The sequence below is a fragment of the Vogesella indigofera genome (assembly GCF_028548395.1).
Lineage (GTDB): Bacteria > Pseudomonadota > Gammaproteobacteria > Burkholderiales > Chromobacteriaceae > Vogesella > Vogesella indigofera_A.
This window is the reverse complement of the sequence record NZ_JAQQLA010000004.1, coordinates 642,740-657,419: the sequence shown is the minus strand read 5'-3', so window position 1 is coordinate 657,419 and position 14,680 is coordinate 642,740. Positions and strand designations below refer to the sequence as shown.

The 14,680-nt window shown below is 67.6% G+C and carries 13 protein-coding genes; 5 read left to right on the top strand and 8 right to left on the bottom strand.

The window, feature by feature from the left end:
- Positions 1-58 precede the first annotated feature (58 nt).
- From dinB to PQU89_RS08830, 3 genes are all read right to left on the bottom strand, one after another.
- Positions 59-1,129 carry a DNA polymerase IV gene (gene dinB, locus PQU89_RS08840; protein ID WP_272765489.1) on the bottom strand — a complete coding sequence of 357 codons (1,071 nt, stop codon included), beginning with the start codon at positions 1,127-1,129 and terminating at the stop codon, positions 59-61.
- Positions 1,130-1,147: 18 nt separating this feature from the next.
- Positions 1,148-1,447: an Rdx family protein gene (locus PQU89_RS08835; RefSeq protein ID WP_272765488.1), complete on the bottom strand. Its 300-nt coding sequence runs from the start codon at positions 1,445-1,447 to the stop codon at positions 1,148-1,150.
- Positions 1,448-1,772: 325 nt separating this feature from the next.
- Positions 1,773-4,493, bottom strand: coding sequence for a bifunctional diguanylate cyclase/phosphodiesterase (locus PQU89_RS08830; protein WP_272765487.1), 2,721 nt, complete (start codon positions 4,491-4,493; stop codon positions 1,773-1,775).
- 156 nt (positions 4,494-4,649) lie between these two features.
- Here PQU89_RS08830 and PQU89_RS08825 point away from each other — a divergent pair, with 156 nt between their 5' ends.
- Positions 4,650-5,810, top strand: a complete 1,161-nt coding sequence (locus tag PQU89_RS08825) for a glycerophosphodiester phosphodiesterase (protein WP_272765486.1) — start codon at positions 4,650-4,652, stop codon at positions 5,808-5,810.
- A gap of 63 nt (positions 5,811-5,873) precedes the next feature.
- Here PQU89_RS08825 and PQU89_RS08820 read toward each other — a convergent pair whose 3' ends face one another.
- Both PQU89_RS08820 and PQU89_RS08815 read right to left on the bottom strand, forming a co-directional pair.
- On the bottom strand, positions 5,874-7,484 hold the full coding sequence (locus tag PQU89_RS08820) for a methyl-accepting chemotaxis protein (RefSeq protein ID WP_272765485.1): 1,611 nt from the start codon (positions 7,482-7,484) through the stop codon (positions 5,874-5,876).
- A 188-nt stretch (positions 7,485-7,672) separates the two neighbouring features.
- A complete protein-coding gene (locus PQU89_RS08815; protein WP_272765484.1) occupies positions 7,673-8,134 on the bottom strand; it encodes a copper chaperone PCu(A)C in 462 nt (153 codons plus the stop codon).
- 231 nt (positions 8,135-8,365) lie between these two features.
- Here PQU89_RS08815 and PQU89_RS08810 point away from each other — a divergent pair, with 231 nt between their 5' ends.
- The 4 genes from PQU89_RS08810 to PQU89_RS08795 all read left to right on the top strand — a co-directional run bounded on the left by PQU89_RS08810 (position 8,366) and on the right by PQU89_RS08795 (position 11,041).
- Positions 8,366-9,010, top strand: a complete 645-nt coding sequence (locus PQU89_RS08810; protein ID WP_047965910.1) for a MarC family NAAT transporter — start codon at positions 8,366-8,368, stop codon at positions 9,008-9,010.
- A gap of 91 nt (positions 9,011-9,101) precedes the next feature.
- Entirely contained in the window at positions 9,102-9,926 is an 825-nt protein-coding gene (locus tag PQU89_RS08805) for an AraC family transcriptional regulator (protein ID WP_272765483.1), read from the top strand.
- 75 nt (positions 9,927-10,001) lie between these two features.
- Positions 10,002-10,724, top strand: a complete 723-nt coding sequence (locus PQU89_RS08800) for an AzlC family ABC transporter permease (protein WP_272765482.1) — start codon at positions 10,002-10,004, stop codon at positions 10,722-10,724.
- Entirely contained in the window at positions 10,721-11,041 is a 321-nt protein-coding gene (locus PQU89_RS08795; RefSeq protein WP_272765481.1) for an AzlD domain-containing protein, read from the top strand. Before PQU89_RS08800 ends, PQU89_RS08795 begins: the two co-directional genes overlap by 4 nt.
- Positions 11,042-11,180: 139 nt before the next feature.
- Here PQU89_RS08795 and PQU89_RS08790 read toward each other — a convergent pair whose 3' ends face one another.
- The 3 genes from PQU89_RS08790 to mrdA all read right to left on the bottom strand — a co-directional run bounded on the left by PQU89_RS08790 (position 11,181) and on the right by mrdA (position 14,680).
- Complete coding sequence (locus tag PQU89_RS08790) at positions 11,181-11,558, bottom strand: putative zinc-binding protein (protein ID WP_272765480.1); 378 nt, start codon at positions 11,556-11,558, stop codon at positions 11,181-11,183.
- 91 nt (positions 11,559-11,649) lie between these two features.
- Positions 11,650-12,747, bottom strand: coding sequence for a rod shape-determining protein RodA (rodA, locus tag PQU89_RS08785; protein WP_272765479.1), 1,098 nt, complete (start codon positions 12,745-12,747; stop codon positions 11,650-11,652).
- On the bottom strand, positions 12,728-14,680 hold the full coding sequence (gene mrdA / locus PQU89_RS08780; RefSeq protein WP_272765478.1) for a penicillin-binding protein 2: 1,953 nt from the start codon (positions 14,678-14,680) through the stop codon (positions 12,728-12,730). The genes rodA and mrdA overlap by 20 nt, the downstream gene beginning before the upstream one ends.

The window sequence follows — 14,680 nt, the reverse complement described above, 5'->3', positions numbered from 1 at the left end:
ATAGCGGCGGTGTCACCCGACAGCCATCCAGCCTCGCGGCGGATGGCTGTTTTGCCGTCTACGGCAGCCCATCTTCGAACAGCGGTAGCTGCTGCGCCGCCGGGCTGTCCTCGCGCATACGCACGCCGACGCCGAGCAGGCGCACCGGCTTGTTGCCGCGGGCGAAGCCGGTGTGCAGCAGCTGTTGGAATACTTCTGCGGCCAACGTTTGCCCAGCCAGCTCGACCGTGGTCTGGCTGAAGTCGGCAAACTTGATCTTGACGTTGAGGCCGCGAAACGCCGGCGTGCCGAGGCGCTGCAGCCGCTGTGCCAGCCGCACCAGCAGCGGTGCCAGTTCGGTTTCACAGCTGGCGAGATCGGGTAGGTCGCGGGGGTAGGTTTCCTCCACGCTCACCGATTTGCGCTCGCGCGAGGGCTCCACTGCGCGGTGGTCAATGCCGCGCGACAGGTCATACAGGGTTTTGCCGAACTTGCCGAAGCGCTGCAGCATTTCCAGCAGCGGCAGCCGCTGCAGGTCGCCGCAGCTGTGCAGTCCCTGTGCCTTCAGCCTGGCGGCGGTGACGGCGCCGACGCCCCAGATCTTTTCCACCGGCAGGGTCTCGACGAAGGCGGCGACATCCTGCGGGCGCACCAGCCATTGCCCGTCGGGCTTGTTCCAGTCGCTGGCGATCTTGGCGAGAAACTTGTTGGGGGCGATGCCGGCAGAGGCGGTGATGCCGACCTCGTCGCGGATGGCGGTGCGGATTTCTGCCGCCATCAGGCTGGCGCTGCCGTGGCAGTGCGGCTGGCCGCTGACATCGAGGTAGGCCTCGTCCAGCGACAGCGGCTCGATCAGGCTGCTATAGCGGTGATAGATCGCCTGCGCCGCGAGGCTGGCCTGCTTGTAGCGGGCAAAGTCCGGCGGCACGATCAGGAGCGCCGGGCAGCGGCGCAGTGCCAGCGACGATGGCATTGCTGAGTGCACGCCGTAGCGGCGCGCCTCGTAGTTGCAGGTGGCGATCACGCCGCGCTGTCCCGGCTGGCCACCGACGGCGAGCGGGATGTCGCGCCACGCCGGGTTGTCGCGCATCTCCACCGCGGCGAAAAAGCAGTCGCAATCGATGTGGATGATCTTGCGCTGGGTGCTCACCTGGCCGCCAATCGGGTGTCAGCCGCCGCGTTCGCTGTGGCCGAGACCCTTGTCCGGCGCGATGCGGTCGCGCAGCAGCTGTTTCAGCTGCTTGATGTCGGGAAAACCGCCGTCGCGGGCGCGGTCCCACAGCAGGTCGCCGTCGACGCGCACCTGGAACACGCCGCCGCTGCCCGGTTGCAGCGCGACTTCGCCGAGTTCCTTTTCAAAGGTGGTCAGCAGTTCCTGCGCCATCCAGGCGGCACGCAACAGCCAGCGACAGCCGGTGCAATAGCGGATGGCGACAACGGGCAACAGCGGGGAAGTGTCAGAGCTCATGAAGGTTGGCCGCAAGCAAAAAGGCCATGGTAATGCTGAATACGAGAGGGGGAAACCCGAAGGGACGCTGCACCGCTACCTTGCTTCGCAATATCTCTGTGTTGTTGTGTCGTGGCTCTTTGAAGAGCTGTATTTTCTCCTCCATCACCCGGCTATCTGTGTAAACCTGGCGCTGTGCGTGGAGGCAGCGGTGCAAACGCAGGGCCAGTGTGCATCAAGCCGGTGCATTGGGGAAGCACGCTGCGCGATTGTCCGACAATGTTGCTTTGCACCATGTTACATCTTTGCAACGTTTGCTTACATTTACCGACGGTGCCGCCGCCGGCTATAGCGCCAGCGTCGGATTGTCGATCAGGAAACGCTCCATGTCGCCGGCCGGCAGCGGGCGGCTGATCAGGTAGCCCTGCGCGTAATCGCCGCCATGCTCGGCCAGAAAGCGCGCCTGGCGGATGTTCTCGATGCCTTCGCCGGTGACCGAGGCGCCGAGGGTGTGCCCCATCGCCACGATCATGCGCACCAGATTGCTGCCGCCGACGCTGTCCGGCACCTGGTCGAGGAACTGCTTGTCGATCTTCAGCTTCTCGGTGGGGAAGCGGCGCAGGTAGCTGAACGAGGCGTAGCCGGTGCCGAAATCGTCGATGGCGATGCCGATGCCCTGCGCGCGCAGCTTGTGCAGGTTGCTGTCGATGGTCGGCGTGTTGCGCAGCGCCAGTCCCTCGGTCACCTCCAGCTCCAGCGCGTCGCCGGGCAGGTGGTGGGTGGCCAGCTGGCTGGCAACCACCTCGGCAAAGCGCGCGTCCTCCAGCTGCACCAGCGACACGTTGACCGAGATCACGAACTGGCTGAGGTAGCGCGCGCGCCACTGCACCGCCTGGCGGATGGCCTCGCCCAGCACCCACTCGCCGATGTCCTTGATCAGCCCGGTTTCCTCCGCCAGCGGGATGAAGTCGGTCGGGGGGATGCGGCCGAGGTTGGGGTGTTCCCAGCGCACCAGTGCCTCGGCGCCGGCGACGCGGCCGTTCTTCAGCGATACGTACGGCTGGTAGTGCAGGCTCAGTTCGCCGCGCGCCACCGCCTGGCGCAGGTCGTTCTGGATGTGGTGGCGGCGGCGCCAGTTGTCGTTCATCTCCGGGCGGAAGCGCACCCAGTTGCCGGCCGGGTCGTTGCGCGAGATCTGCAGCGCCAGCTCGGCGTGTTCCAGCAGGCCGTCGGCATGGATGGTGTCGTGCGGATAGATGCTGAGGCCGGTGCTCAGGCGCAGGAACAGCTGCTGTTCCTGCAGGAACAGCGGTTGCCGCAGCTGGTCGCACAGTGTGTCGGTACGGTGGCTGATGCTCAGCTCGTCTTCGTCCAGCAGCAGCATGGCAAAGCGGTTGTCGGCGTGGCGCGCCACCATCTCGCCGTTGCGCGCCAGCTTCTCCAGCCGTTCGCCGAGCAGGCGTATCAGCTGGTCGCCGCTGTCGCGGCCGTACAGCTCGTTGATGTTGGCGAGGCCTTCCAGCGACAGCATCATGCAGCCGATCGGGCGCTTGTCGCGCGCCTGGCTGTTTTCGCGCTGCTGGATCAGTTCGCCCAGCTGCATCTGCAGTCGCGAGCGGTTGGGCAGACCAGTGAAGCGGTCGTAGTAGAACTGGCGGTACAGCTCACCCTCGGCCTGCAGCCGGGCGGAGGACTCCATCACCAGCGCGATGATGTCGGCGGCGGAGCAGATGAAGTTGACGTCTTCCTGGCGCCAGGCGCGGCGCAGGGTGCGGCTCTCGGCGCAGATGATGCCGTGCTGCAGGCCACCGACCATGATGCTGGCGTCGAGCATGGCCTTGATGTCGCGTTCCGCCAGATGGGCACGCAGCGACAGCAGCCGTTCGTCCTGCAGCGGTTGTACGCTGCTGAGGTAGCGCTGTTCGCGCAGCGCGTCGAAGTAGTCGGGGTGCTGCTCCAGCTGCAGCACGTCGCCGCTGAAGCGCAGGCTGTCGCCGGTATCGACGCCGGCGAGACAGTGCAGGCTCTGCTGGTCGGCGCTGAACTGCCACACGCTGACGCGGCTGACGCCGAGGGTCTGCGCCAGCAGCGGCAGGATCTCGTCGATGTACTCCTGCAGCACCTGCGTCTCGCTATGGCGCGCCGCCACCAGCTGCTGCAGCGCGCGACCCTGCTGTTCCAGCCGCTGCGAGCGGCGCACGTTGGCCTGCTGTTGCAGGTAGCCGGCGCGCACGATTAGTCCGGACAGCAGCAGCATGAAGGCCAGCAACAGCAGGCTCTGCGGCAGCAGCCGCTGCAGTACCGCATCGCCGGGGCGTTCGTTGTCCCATTCCAGCAGCCCCAGGGTCTGGCCCTGGCTGTTTTCCAGCGCCAGTGCCGCGCTGTGCTGCGGCGTGGCGGAGAAGTTCAGCGACAGCCGGCGCAGCGAGTTGCTGGCCGCCATGTCCTGCAGCAGGCGCTGGTCCAGCGCGCGCGCGAACAGCAGGTAGCGCGCGCGGCTGTCGGGCGAGGCGCCGGACTCCAGCGCGATGCGCTGGATCGCCACCAGATAGATGGCGGTCTGCGGCTGGCCGGTCAGGCTGTTGCCGTGTTGCTGGCGCAGCAGCAGGCTGGGGCCGGCGCTGGCTTGCTGCGGGTCGTAACGGTCGGCCTGGCGCAGCAGGTTCTGCCACTGCCGCGGCTCCAGCTGCAGCAGCCGTTGCGGCTGCGGGCTGACCACGCCGCGGTCCAACGCGTACAGCACGCCGGCGGCGGGGTCGAGCAGCAGCGCGATGTCGACATCCAGGTTCTGGTACACCGAGCCGGTCAGGTTGGCCGCAAGCCAGGCGCGGTCCATCTGCGGCGACTGGCTCTGGCGGTACATCTCGTCCCACACCGCGTAGTCGTTGAGCGCCTGGCCCAGCGTCTTGCGCTGGCGCAGCAGCTCCTGTTGCAGGGTCTTGCGGGTGAGGGCGGCGACTTCCTCGTCGACCTTGTCGGCGGCGTTGTTGGCCAGCTGCCACAGCCCGGCCAGGCCGACCAGCAGGATCACCCCCAGCAGCAGGCCGGGGCGCAGGCGGAATCTCATCGAAAATGGACGCATGTCTCAGCAGTATTCGGGGCACGGCGCGGACAGGGCGGGGCGCTGTCATCGCCGTTACATGTTGCGGTCAATAAAATGTCATGTTGTTCTGTCACGCTGCGGCAGCGATTTCACATTGACGCTGTTCAGGGAGTGTACCCAATGAAGACCATGCCTTTGCGCCTGCCGTTGCTGGCCATCCTGCTGTCGGGGCCCGTGCTGGCCGCCGGCCCATCCCCGTTCCCGACGCTGGACGGCAAGCCGCCGCTGGTGGTGGCGCACCGCGGCGCGTCCGGCTACCTGCCGGACCATACCCTGGAAGGATACGCGAAGGTGATCGAGCTGGGCGCGGATTATATCGAGCCGGATCTGGTCAGCACCAAGGACGGCGTGCTGATCGCGCGCCACGAGCCGAACCTGAAGGACACCACCGACGTCGCCCTGCATCCGGAATTCGCCGCGCGCAAGCGCACGCTGAAGGTGGACGGCGTCGAGGAAGAGGGCTGGTTTGCCAGCGACTTCACCCTCGCCGAGATCAAGACCCTGCGCGCGGTGCAGCCACGCGCCGACCGCAGCAAGGCGTTTGACGGCCAGTTCCTGATCCCGACCTTCGACGAGGTGCTGGCGCTGCGCGCACAGCAATCGCAGACGCTGGGCCGCGAGATCGGCATCTATCCGGAAACCAAGCACCCGACCTGGCACCAGCAGCAGGGCCTGGCGCTGGAGCAGCCGCTGGTGGCGGCACTGGCCAAGTACCGGCTGAACCGCAAGGCGGCGCCGGTATTCATCCAGTCGTTCGAGGCGGCCAACCTCAAGACGCTGCGCAAGCTGACCCCGAACAAGCTGGTGTACCTGCTGGACGCCAACGACGTGCGGGCCGATGGCAGCATCGACACGATCCGCCCCTATGACCACGTGGTGGCCGGCGACGCGCGCACCTACGCCGACATGCTGACCCCGGCCGGGCTGAAGGAGGTCCGTCGCTTCGCCGACGGCATCGGCCCGTGGAAGCCGTACCTGATCAGCTGGCAGGCGATGACCGACAAGGCCGGCAAGGCGGTGGACGTCAACGGCGACAAGGTGGTCGACCAGCGCGACATGACGCTGTTGGAGCCCAGCAGCGTGATCCGCGACGCACACAAGCTGGGGCTGGTGGTGCACCCCTACACCTTCCGCAACGAGGCCAAGCACCTAGCGGCCAACTTCATGGACAAGCCGGCGGAAGAGTACCGCCTGTACTTTGCCGCCGGCGTGGACGGCGTGTTCACCGACTACACCGACACCGCGCTGGCCACCCGCCGCCTGATGCAGCAAGGCCAGTAAGCGTCGCGCCGGTCATGAGCAGGGCCGCCCACCGGGCGGCCCTTTTGCGTGGGCGCTACCGGCTCAGACGCGGTACACCGACACTTCCTGTTCCATGCCCTGCGACAGGCCCTGCAGGCGGTTGGCCAGCTCGGTGACGTGGCCGGCGGCGGCGGAATTCTCCTCCGCCATCTGCGCCACGGTTTCCACCTGCTGCGCGATGCTGTTGGCGGCGCTGCCCTGCTCGCGGATGGCGCTGCTGATCTCGCCGACCAGATGCCGGCTCTGGCCGGCGACATCGGAAATCGACTGCATGGTGCTGCGCGCCTTGGCCGCTTCGCCGACGCCGTTTGCCACGTTGTGGACCGCGCCCTGCATCCGCTCGGCAGCGGAGCCGGACACGCTCTGGATCGCGTTGATGATCTGCGCGATCTCCTGTGTCGACAGCGCGGTGCGCTCGGCCAGCTTGCGCACCTCGTCGGCGACCACGGCAAAGCCGCGCCCGGTCTCGCCGGCACGGGCGGCCTCGATCGCCGCGTTCAGCGCCAGCAGGTTGGTCTGCTCGGCGACGTCCTTGATCACGCTGACCACGGTGGCGATGTCGCGGGTGCGTGCCACCAGTTGCGCCATCTCGCTGGAGGCGCTGTCCACGGCGCCGGCGATGCTCTCGATCGACTGGGTAGTGTCGCCGATCACCTGCTCGCCCTGCTGCGCGCGCGCGCCGGTGTCCTGCGCCAGGTGGTTAGCCTCGATGGCGCGGTCGGCGACATGGTTGATGCTGACGGTGATCTGTTCCAGCGCCGCCGCCATGGTGGCGGCGGATTCGCTCTGCGCGGAGGAGCCGGCGGCGACCTGCCTGGCGGAGCCGGCCAGCTCGGTGGCCGACTGCGACACGTCGCGCGCGGCGGTGATCATGGTGCGCAAGCTATCCTGCATCTTGGCGATCAGCTGGTTGAAGGCGCCCAGCATCAGGGCGATCTCATCCTTGCCCTGCACCTCGCAGCGGGTGGTGAAATCCAGCGTCTCGGCCAGCTGGCGGATGCTCTGCTGCGCGCGGCTGACGCTGCCCACCACCTGGCGGTAGGTGCGCCAGCCGCTGAAACAGAGCAGCAGGATGGCGACCGCGGCCACCGTGGCGGCAATCAGCTTCGCCTGCTGGTTGACGTCGATGGCGTGCTGCTTGGCGCTATCGGCCAGCTGCTGGTTGAACTGGGTGTGCTGCTTGGAGATGCCGTTGATGCGCTGGAAAATCACCCGCGCACTGTTGGCCATCACCTGCGCCTCTTCCTTGCGGTTGCTGCGCGAGGCGTCGAGGATCGGCGCGTAGACGCGGCCCAGCTCGGCGAGACCCTCCTTCAGCTTGCCGTGGTAGTCGCGGTCCTGCTCGTTGACGATCATCGGCGCGTACTTGTCCAGCGCGGCGGCGGCATGCTGGCCGTGCTCGGCGAAGGACTGCGCGATCTCGCCCATCTTGCTGTCGTCACTGCTGAGGATGTGCGCCAGCAGCGAGTTGCGCTGTTCCAGCAGCGCGCTGTCGAAGGCGGCCAGGGTTTGCATGCTCGGCATCACGTTGTCGCTGATGTTTTCCAGCTCGGTGTAGACGCGGTTGAGCTGCAGGAAGCTGGTGACGGCGAGGATCAGCAGGCCGCCGATGGCCAGTGCGATCAGCAGGCCTAGGCGTTGCGATATTTTCATGGTGTTCTTCCGCAGGCTAGAGTCGTTGCTCGAGTGTAGCGGAGAAATAATATGAAAAACGATTATGTCGTTGGCGAAGCGGCGGTTTGTGAATAGTTGCGGCCGGGGCGGGGCTTGCGGCCAACGTTGGCCGTAACGGGGCGCTGGCCGGATGCCGCCCGGCGTGGTGCCGGGCGGGAGTGGGGAGCTTAGTGGCCGGCGGGATGGACGGGCGCCATGCCGCTTTCCACTTTCACTTCCACGGTGACCTTGCCGGCCTTTTCAAATTGCAGCTGCAGCGGGAAACGGTCGCCGCTGACCGCCTGTTTCGGTACCTGCAGCAGCATCAGGTGCAGGCCGCCGGGGGCCAGCTTCACCTGGCCGGCGGCCGGCAGCTCGATGCCGCCGCTGACCTCGCGCATGCGCATCACGCCGTTGTCGTTGAGGTGCTGGTGCAGCTCGGCGCGCGCCGCCTGCGGTGTGCTGGCAGCCAGCAGCCGGTCGGCGCCACCGCTGTTGCTGATGGTCATGAACACCGCCGCGGTCGGGCTGCTGGCCGGCATCGCGCGGCTGTAGGGGTGGTCAATCTTCAGCGCGCCGACGCTGTAGTCATGGGCAAGGGCGGGTAGCGACAGCAGGCCGGCGAGCGCGGCAAGGGCGATTTTTTTCATGGTGTATGGGGACAGGTGGCAGTGGTGACGAGCATAGCATGCAGCCCCCGCCGCCAGCTGCGGCATAATGTCGCAGCGCGGGCGCGATCAGCCGGCGGCTGGCCGTTGCCGGGCCGCCGGTTTCGCCCACGGCGGTGGCTGGCTACAATGCCCGCCCGCGCTGCTGCTGCCGCTGCTTGTGGCGGCAGGTGGCCCTGTTTCCAGATCCTTATTTCCAGATCAAGAAAAGCGATGTTCAAGACCCTGTATCTGCAGTTCCTGTTTGGCGGGCTGGTGAGCCTGCTGGTGATCACCAATCCGCTGTCCAAGATCCCACTGTTCGTGTCGCTGACGCAGGGCATGAGCGAGCTGCGTCGCGCGCAGCAGGCGCGCATGGCCTGCGTCTACGCCGCCGCGATCATGCTGGTGTGCCTGCTGGCCGGCAACCTGATCCTGGCCGCGTTCGGCATTTCCTTCGGCGCGCTGCGTATCGCCGGCGGCTTCGTGGTGGCGGTGCTGGGCTACCGCATGCTGTTCCTGTCGCAGGATCCGGGCATGGCGCCGAAGACCAACCGCCGCGAGGACTATTCCTTCTTCCCGCTGGCGATGCCGGGCATCAGCGGCCCCGGCACCATCGCGGTGGTGATCGGCATCGCCACCGAGATTGCCGAACTGCACAGCCGCACCGAGAAGCTGCTTGCCTTCGGCATGACCATGCTCGCCATCGTCAGCACCGCGCTGGTGACCTGGCTGGTGCTGCGCTCGTCGACGCTGATCGCGGCGCGCATGGGCCGCGCCGGCACCGAGGTGCTGGGCCGGCTGATGGGCTTCTTGCTGATCTGCGTCGGGGTGCAGTTCATCGGCTCCGGCATCCGTACCTTCATGGCCGGCTCGTAAGCGGCCGGCGGCAGGGTTGGCCGCAAGATCGTTCAAGCCCCCGCCGCCGCGGCTGTGCCAGAATGGGGCCGTCCCCTGCCGAGCCGCTACCATGTCCGCCGTTCCTGCCGAATACGCCCGCTACTTCCGCGCCGACGACATCGCGCCGCTGGAGTGTCTGGACGCGTTCTACACCCGGCAGGTGTTCACCCCGCACTTTCACGAGGAGTACGTGGTCAACGCGCTGACGCTGGGCGCGCAGTCCTACCGCTACCACGGCAGCTCGCACGTCGCCGGCGTCGGCGCGCTGGTGCTGATCAATCCCGGCGAGGTGCACACCGGCGAATCGGCCGATGCCGCCGGCTGGGGCTATCGCGGTTTCTACCCGTCGGCGACACTGATCTGCGGCCTCGCCAGCCAGCTGGCCGGACGCCCGGTGGAGCCGTTCTTCCGCCAGACGGTGATCTACGACCTCGATCTGGCGCGGCGGCTGGCGCTGCTGCAGCCACTGCTGGCGCAGTGCCACGACCGGCTGCAGCGCGAGAGCGCGCTGTACGCGGTGTTTGCCGACGTGCTGCAGCGGCACATGGGCGTGCGTGAGCAGCTACTGGCGCGCGACCAGCCGCGACTGCAGCAGGTGCGCGCGTTGCTGGCCGACCGCCTCGCCGACAACCTGTCGCTGCAGCAGCTGGCCGACAGCGCCGGCCTGTCGCCGTGGCATCTCAACCGCAGCTTCCGCGCCGAATTCGGCTTGCCGCCGGTGGCGTGGCGCAACCAGCTGCGCGTGGCGCGTGCGCGCCAGCTGCTGGCGCAGGGCGTGGCCCCCGGCCAGGTGGCGGCGCAGCTGGGCTTTGCCGACCAGCCGCACCTGACGCGCGCCTTCCGCGCCGCGCTGGGGGTGACGCCGGCGGCGTACCAGCGCGCGGTACGCCGCTAGCCGGCGCAAGATCGTTCAAGACGGCGCCGGCGGCGGCGGCCTACAATGCGGCCAACCTTTTGCTGTGGAGCAAGCATGTCGCAACGACTTCCCCCGCTGCTGGCCGGTGCCCGCGATTCGCTGCCGATGCTGGTCGGCGCCGCGCCGTTCGGCGTCATCTTCGGCACGCTGGCGATCGCCAGCGGCATTCCGGCGTGGGCGACGCTGGCGCTGTCGGCGCTGGTATTCGCCGGCTCGTCGCAGTTCATCGCCGTCAGCCTGATCAGCAGCGGCACCGCGCTGCCGGTGATCTGGCTGACCACCTTTGTCGTCAACCTGCGCCACGCACTGTACAGCGCCACCTTGCTGCCCTACGCCCGCCACCTGCCGGCGCGCTGGCGCTGGTCGCTGGCGTTCTGGCTCACCGACGAGACCTTCGCCGTGGTCGAGCACCAGCTGCGACAGCAGGACAACGAGTTCGACGGCGCCTGGTACTGGCTGGGCTCGTCGCTGGCGATGTACGGCAACTGGCAGCTGTGGACGGTGATCGGCGTGCTGCTGGGGCAGAGCGTGCCGGGCCTCGCCGATCTGGGGCTGGATTTCGCGATGGTGGCCACCTTTGCCGCCATCGTCGCGCCGCAGCTGAAAAAGCGGCCGGTGCTGGTGGCGGCGCTGCTGGCCGGGGTGGTGGCGCTGCTGGCGCGCGAGCTGCCGTTCAAGCTGGGGCTGATGCTGGCGGCGCTGGCCGGGGTGGCCGGCGGCGTGCTGGCCGAGCGGCTGGCGACTGGCGGCAAGCCAGAGATGAAGGAGACGGCATGAGCCTGCAACTGTTGCTGACCATTGCCGGCATGATCGTGGTCACCTACGGCATCCGGCTGAGTTTTCTGGTGTTCGGCCACAAGCTGAGCTTCCCGGCCTGGCTGTCGCGCGCGCTGCACTACGTGCCGGCGGCGGTGCTGACCGCGCTGATCGTGCCGATGGCGCTGGCGCCGCAGGGGGCCATCGACCTGTCGCCGGGCAATGCCTACCTGCCCGGCACCGTGGCCGCGGCGGCGGTGGCCTTCTTCAGCCGCCACACGCTGGCGGCGATTGTCAGCGGTTTCGTGGTGTACGGCCTGTGGCGCTGGCTGCTGTGAGGTGGGCCGCCGCCGCGGCGGCACTGGTGGCGGCCGTTGAGAATGGCCGCTTTTTCATCTTCTAGCCGATGTAATCTGACCGGTAGCGGCGCGGAATGGCCGCGACCGCTGGCATCGCATGCTGGCAGTTGCTACCGCCTTACCGTGGCGGTTGCAGCGCCTGCGCCGCCGCTACCAGCTGCGGCCACAGCCGCTCGGCGTCGGCGTTGTCGAAATCGGCGTGCTTGCGCTTGATCACGCCGTGGTCGGACAGCTCGATGCTCAGATCGGCCTGCAGTCCGGCCTGCTGCAGGCAGCCCTGCACGCAGCGCAGCGGACAGCCGTCCAGCGCCAGGATGCGGCGGCCGCTGCGCGCCAGTCGCAGCAGCGTCGGCACCTGGCCGCCGACGCCGGCGATGCAGGACATCTCGGCGTGACCGGCGCGGGTGAGGCGCAGCGCGAAGTGGTTGGCCAGCTGCGCGGCGCTGGAGCAGCCGGAGCAGGCGTAGACCAAGGGCAGCGAGGGATCGGGTTTCATGGCGTCCAGCCTAGCGCGCCGGCGGCGGGCGCGCCATCGGCCGCATGGTCTAGGCCGGATGGCCGGCTTGCGGCCAACCTTGTGCCGCGTGCTAGCGGCGCTGCAGCTTGCCGATGCCCATCAGCATGCCGAGGCCAATGGCCAGCGACACGGTGGCGGTACCGCCGTAGGACATGAATGGCAGCGGCACACCGACCACCGGCAGGATGCCGGCGACCATGCCCATGTTGACGAACACGTAGACGAAGAACGACAGCGTGATGGCACCGGCCAGCAGCCGGCCGTACAGCGTCGGCGCGCGCGCGGTGATCAGCAGGCAGCGGCTGATGATGCCGAGGTATAGCGCCAGCAGCAGCAGGTTGCCGGCGAGGCCGAACTCCTCGGAGTACACGGCGAAGATGAAGTCAGTGGTGCGCTCGGGGATGTAGTCGAGGTGGGTCTGGCTGCCGGCCAGCCAGCCCTTGCCCCACACCCCGCCGGAGCCGATGGCGATCATCGACTGGATGATGTGGTAGCCGGCGCCGAGCGGATCTTCCATCGGGTCGATCAGGGTCAGCACCCGCTTGCGCTGGTAGTCGTGCATCAGGTTCCACACCACCGGCAGGCTGGCGAGGAAGGCGACGCCGCCGCCGATGATGATCTTCCAGGACAGCCCGGCAAAGAACAGCGCAAAGAAGCCGGCGCCCATCACCAGCGTGGCGGTGCCGAGGTCGGGCTGCTTCAGGATCAGCAGGCCGGGGATCACGATCAGCACCGCCGCCACCACGTAGTGGCGCCAGTTGAGGGTGGTTTCGTATTTCTGGAAGTACCACGCCAGCATCATCGGCAGCGCGATCTTCATGATTTCGGACGGCTGGATGCGGCCGATGCCGACGTTTAGCCAGCGGGTGGAGCCGTTGACGGTGATGCCGAACAGCTCGACGCCGACCAGCAGCAGCACGCCGGCAGCATACAGCGGCAGCGCCAGATGCATCACCGTCTGCGGACTCAGCCGCGCCAGCAGCCACATGATGAGCAGCGACAGCGCGGTGTAGACCAGCTTGTTGTCGATCTTGGCCCAGCTCTGGTTGGAGGCGGAAAACAGCGCGATCATGCTCAGCACGAACACGCCGGCGAGCAGCGCCAGCAGCCAGCCGTCGAGCGGGTCCATGATGGCGTGGGTGAGGCGCTTAGCGAGCGACACTTGCATCTTGCTTTCCTGTTGCCGAGGGCGGGAAGGTTTCCAGCTGGCCGCGGATGTCGTCGGGCAGCTTGCCGGTCAGGTAGTAGTCGAACAGCGCGCGCGCGATCGGCGCCGCGGCGGTGGCGCCGAAGCCGGCGTTTTCCACGATCACCGCCACCGCGATCTTCGGCTGCTCCACCGGGGCGAAGGCGATGAACCAGGAGTGGTCGCGGTGCTGCTCGGCCAGTGCGCCGGCGTTGTACTTGGCGCCCTGCTTGATCTGCACCACCTGCGCGGTGCCGGTCTTGCCGGCCATCGAGTACTGCAGGCCCTGGCCGAGGCGCCAGCCTGTGCCGCCGGGCTGCATCACCGCGCGCATGCCCTGCTTGATGTAGTCGTAGTGCGGCTGCTTGAACGGCAGCTGCCTGTACGGCGCCGCCTCGATCAGGCGCGTCTTGCCGTTGCGCGCGTCGGTGACCTTCTGCACCAGGTGCGGATGGAAGGCCTTGCCGTCGTTGGCCAGGATCGCGGTGGCATTGGCCATCTGCAGCGGGGTGTAGGTGTTGAAGCCCTGGCCGATGCCGATGCTGACCACGTCGGCCGGCAGCCAGCGGCGGTGCTCGTCGCGATAGCGCGTGCCGGCAAAGCGGCGCGCCTTCCACTCCTTGGACGGCAGCACGCCGACCGCCTCGCCGTCGAGGTCGATGCCGGTGCGGCTGCCGAGGCCGAACTGCGCCAGCAGCGGGTGAATGCGGTCGATGCCCATGTCCCACGCCAGCTTGTAGAAGAAGGTGTCGCTGGACACCGCGATGGCCTTGGCCAGGTTGGCGGAGCCGTTGCCGCGCGGGTTGGAGTCGCGGAACTGGTGACTGGAGCCGGGCAGGGTGAAGTAACCCGGCGCCGGGCGGATCTCGCTCGGGGTGATGGCGCCGGCTTCCAGCGCCGCCATGCCCATGAACGGCTTGAAGGTGGAGCCGGGCGGATACATGCCGCGGATGGCGCGGTTGATCAGCGGCCGCTGCCAGTCTTCGTTCAGGCTCTGCCAGCTCTGGCTGTCGATGCCGTCGATGAACAGGTTGGGATCGAAGCTGGGCTTTGACAGCAGCGCCAGCACGCCGCCGCTGCCCGGGTCGATGGCGACCAGCGCGCCGCGGCGGGCGCCGAACAGCTTGTCGGCGACATCCTGCAGATGGATGTCCAGCGCCAGTTGCAGGGTGTTGCCGTGTACCGGCGCGGTGCGGCGCAGCGAGCGCACCGCGCGGCCGGCGGAGTCGGTCTCGATTTCCTCGAAGCCGTTCTGGCCGTGCAGGTCGTCCTCGTACACCGCCTCCAGCCCCAGCTTGCCGATGTGGGTGGCGCCGCGGTAGTTGGCGGTCTTCTCGTCCGCGGCGAGGCGATCCTTCTCGCGTGGGCCGATGCGGCCGATGTAGCCGAGCACGTGGCTGGTCAGCTCCTTGTACGGGTAGTCACGGTACAGCCGCGCCTTGACCTCGACGCCGGGGAAGCGCCACAGGTTGGCCGCCAGCCGTGCCGCCTCGACGTCGTCCATCTTCAGTCGTAGCGGCACCGGCTCGAAGTCCTTCGATTCCGACAGGAATTTCTGGAAGCGCTTCAGGTCGCGCGGCGTGATCGGCACCACCTGGCCCAGGGCCTTGATGGTGGCGTCGAGGTTGTCGATCTTGTCCGGGGTCAGCTCCAGGGTGTAGGAGGCGTAGTTGCGCGCCAGCTCAATGCCGTTGCGGTCGACGATCAGGCCGCGGTTGGGCTGTACCGGCACCAGCGAGATGCTGTTGTTCTGGGCGAGGGTGGCGAAGTGTTCGTACTGGAACACCTGCAGCCAGACGAAACGCGCCACCAGCAGCAACAGCATCAGCACCATGAACAGGTAGGCGACCAGCAGCCGCCAGTACAGCTGGCGTTCTTCGGTGTGCGGGTCTTTGAGGCGTGCGGCTTGCTTCAT

Excerpts from the sequence above, each read along its gene's own strand:
- mrdA (WP_272765478.1), bottom strand. The coding sequence starts at position 14,680 with ATGAAGCAAGCCGCACGCCTCAAAGACCCGCACACCGAAGAACGCCAG.
- PQU89_RS08815 (WP_272765484.1), bottom strand. The coding sequence starts at position 8,134 with ATGAAAAAAATCGCCCTTGCCGCGCTCGCCGGCCTGCTGTCGCTACCC.
- PQU89_RS08820 (WP_272765485.1), bottom strand. The coding sequence starts at position 7,484 with ATGAAAATATCGCAACGCCTAGGCCTGCTGATCGCACTGGCCATCGGC.
- PQU89_RS08825 (WP_272765486.1), top strand. The coding sequence starts at position 4,650 with ATGAAGACCATGCCTTTGCGCCTGCCGTTGCTGGCCATCCTGCTGTCG.
- PQU89_RS08800 (WP_272765482.1), top strand. The coding sequence starts at position 10,002 with ATGTCGCAACGACTTCCCCCGCTGCTGGCCGGTGCCCGCGATTCGCTG.
- PQU89_RS08795 (WP_272765481.1), top strand. The coding sequence starts at position 10,721 with ATGAGCCTGCAACTGTTGCTGACCATTGCCGGCATGATCGTGGTCACC.
- rodA (WP_272765479.1), bottom strand. The coding sequence starts at position 12,747 with ATGCAAGTGTCGCTCGCTAAGCGCCTCACCCACGCCATCATGGACCCG.
- PQU89_RS08810 (WP_047965910.1), top strand. The coding sequence starts at position 8,366 with ATGTTCAAGACCCTGTATCTGCAGTTCCTGTTTGGCGGGCTGGTGAGC.
- PQU89_RS08830 (WP_272765487.1), bottom strand. The coding sequence starts at position 4,493 with ATGAGATTCCGCCTGCGCCCCGGCCTGCTGCTGGGGGTGATCCTGCTG.
- PQU89_RS08835 (WP_272765488.1), bottom strand. The coding sequence starts at position 1,447 with ATGAGCTCTGACACTTCCCCGCTGTTGCCCGTTGTCGCCATCCGCTAT.
- PQU89_RS08805 (WP_272765483.1), top strand. The coding sequence starts at position 9,102 with ATGTCCGCCGTTCCTGCCGAATACGCCCGCTACTTCCGCGCCGACGAC.
- PQU89_RS08790 (WP_272765480.1), bottom strand. The coding sequence starts at position 11,558 with ATGAAACCCGATCCCTCGCTGCCCTTGGTCTACGCCTGCTCCGGCTGC.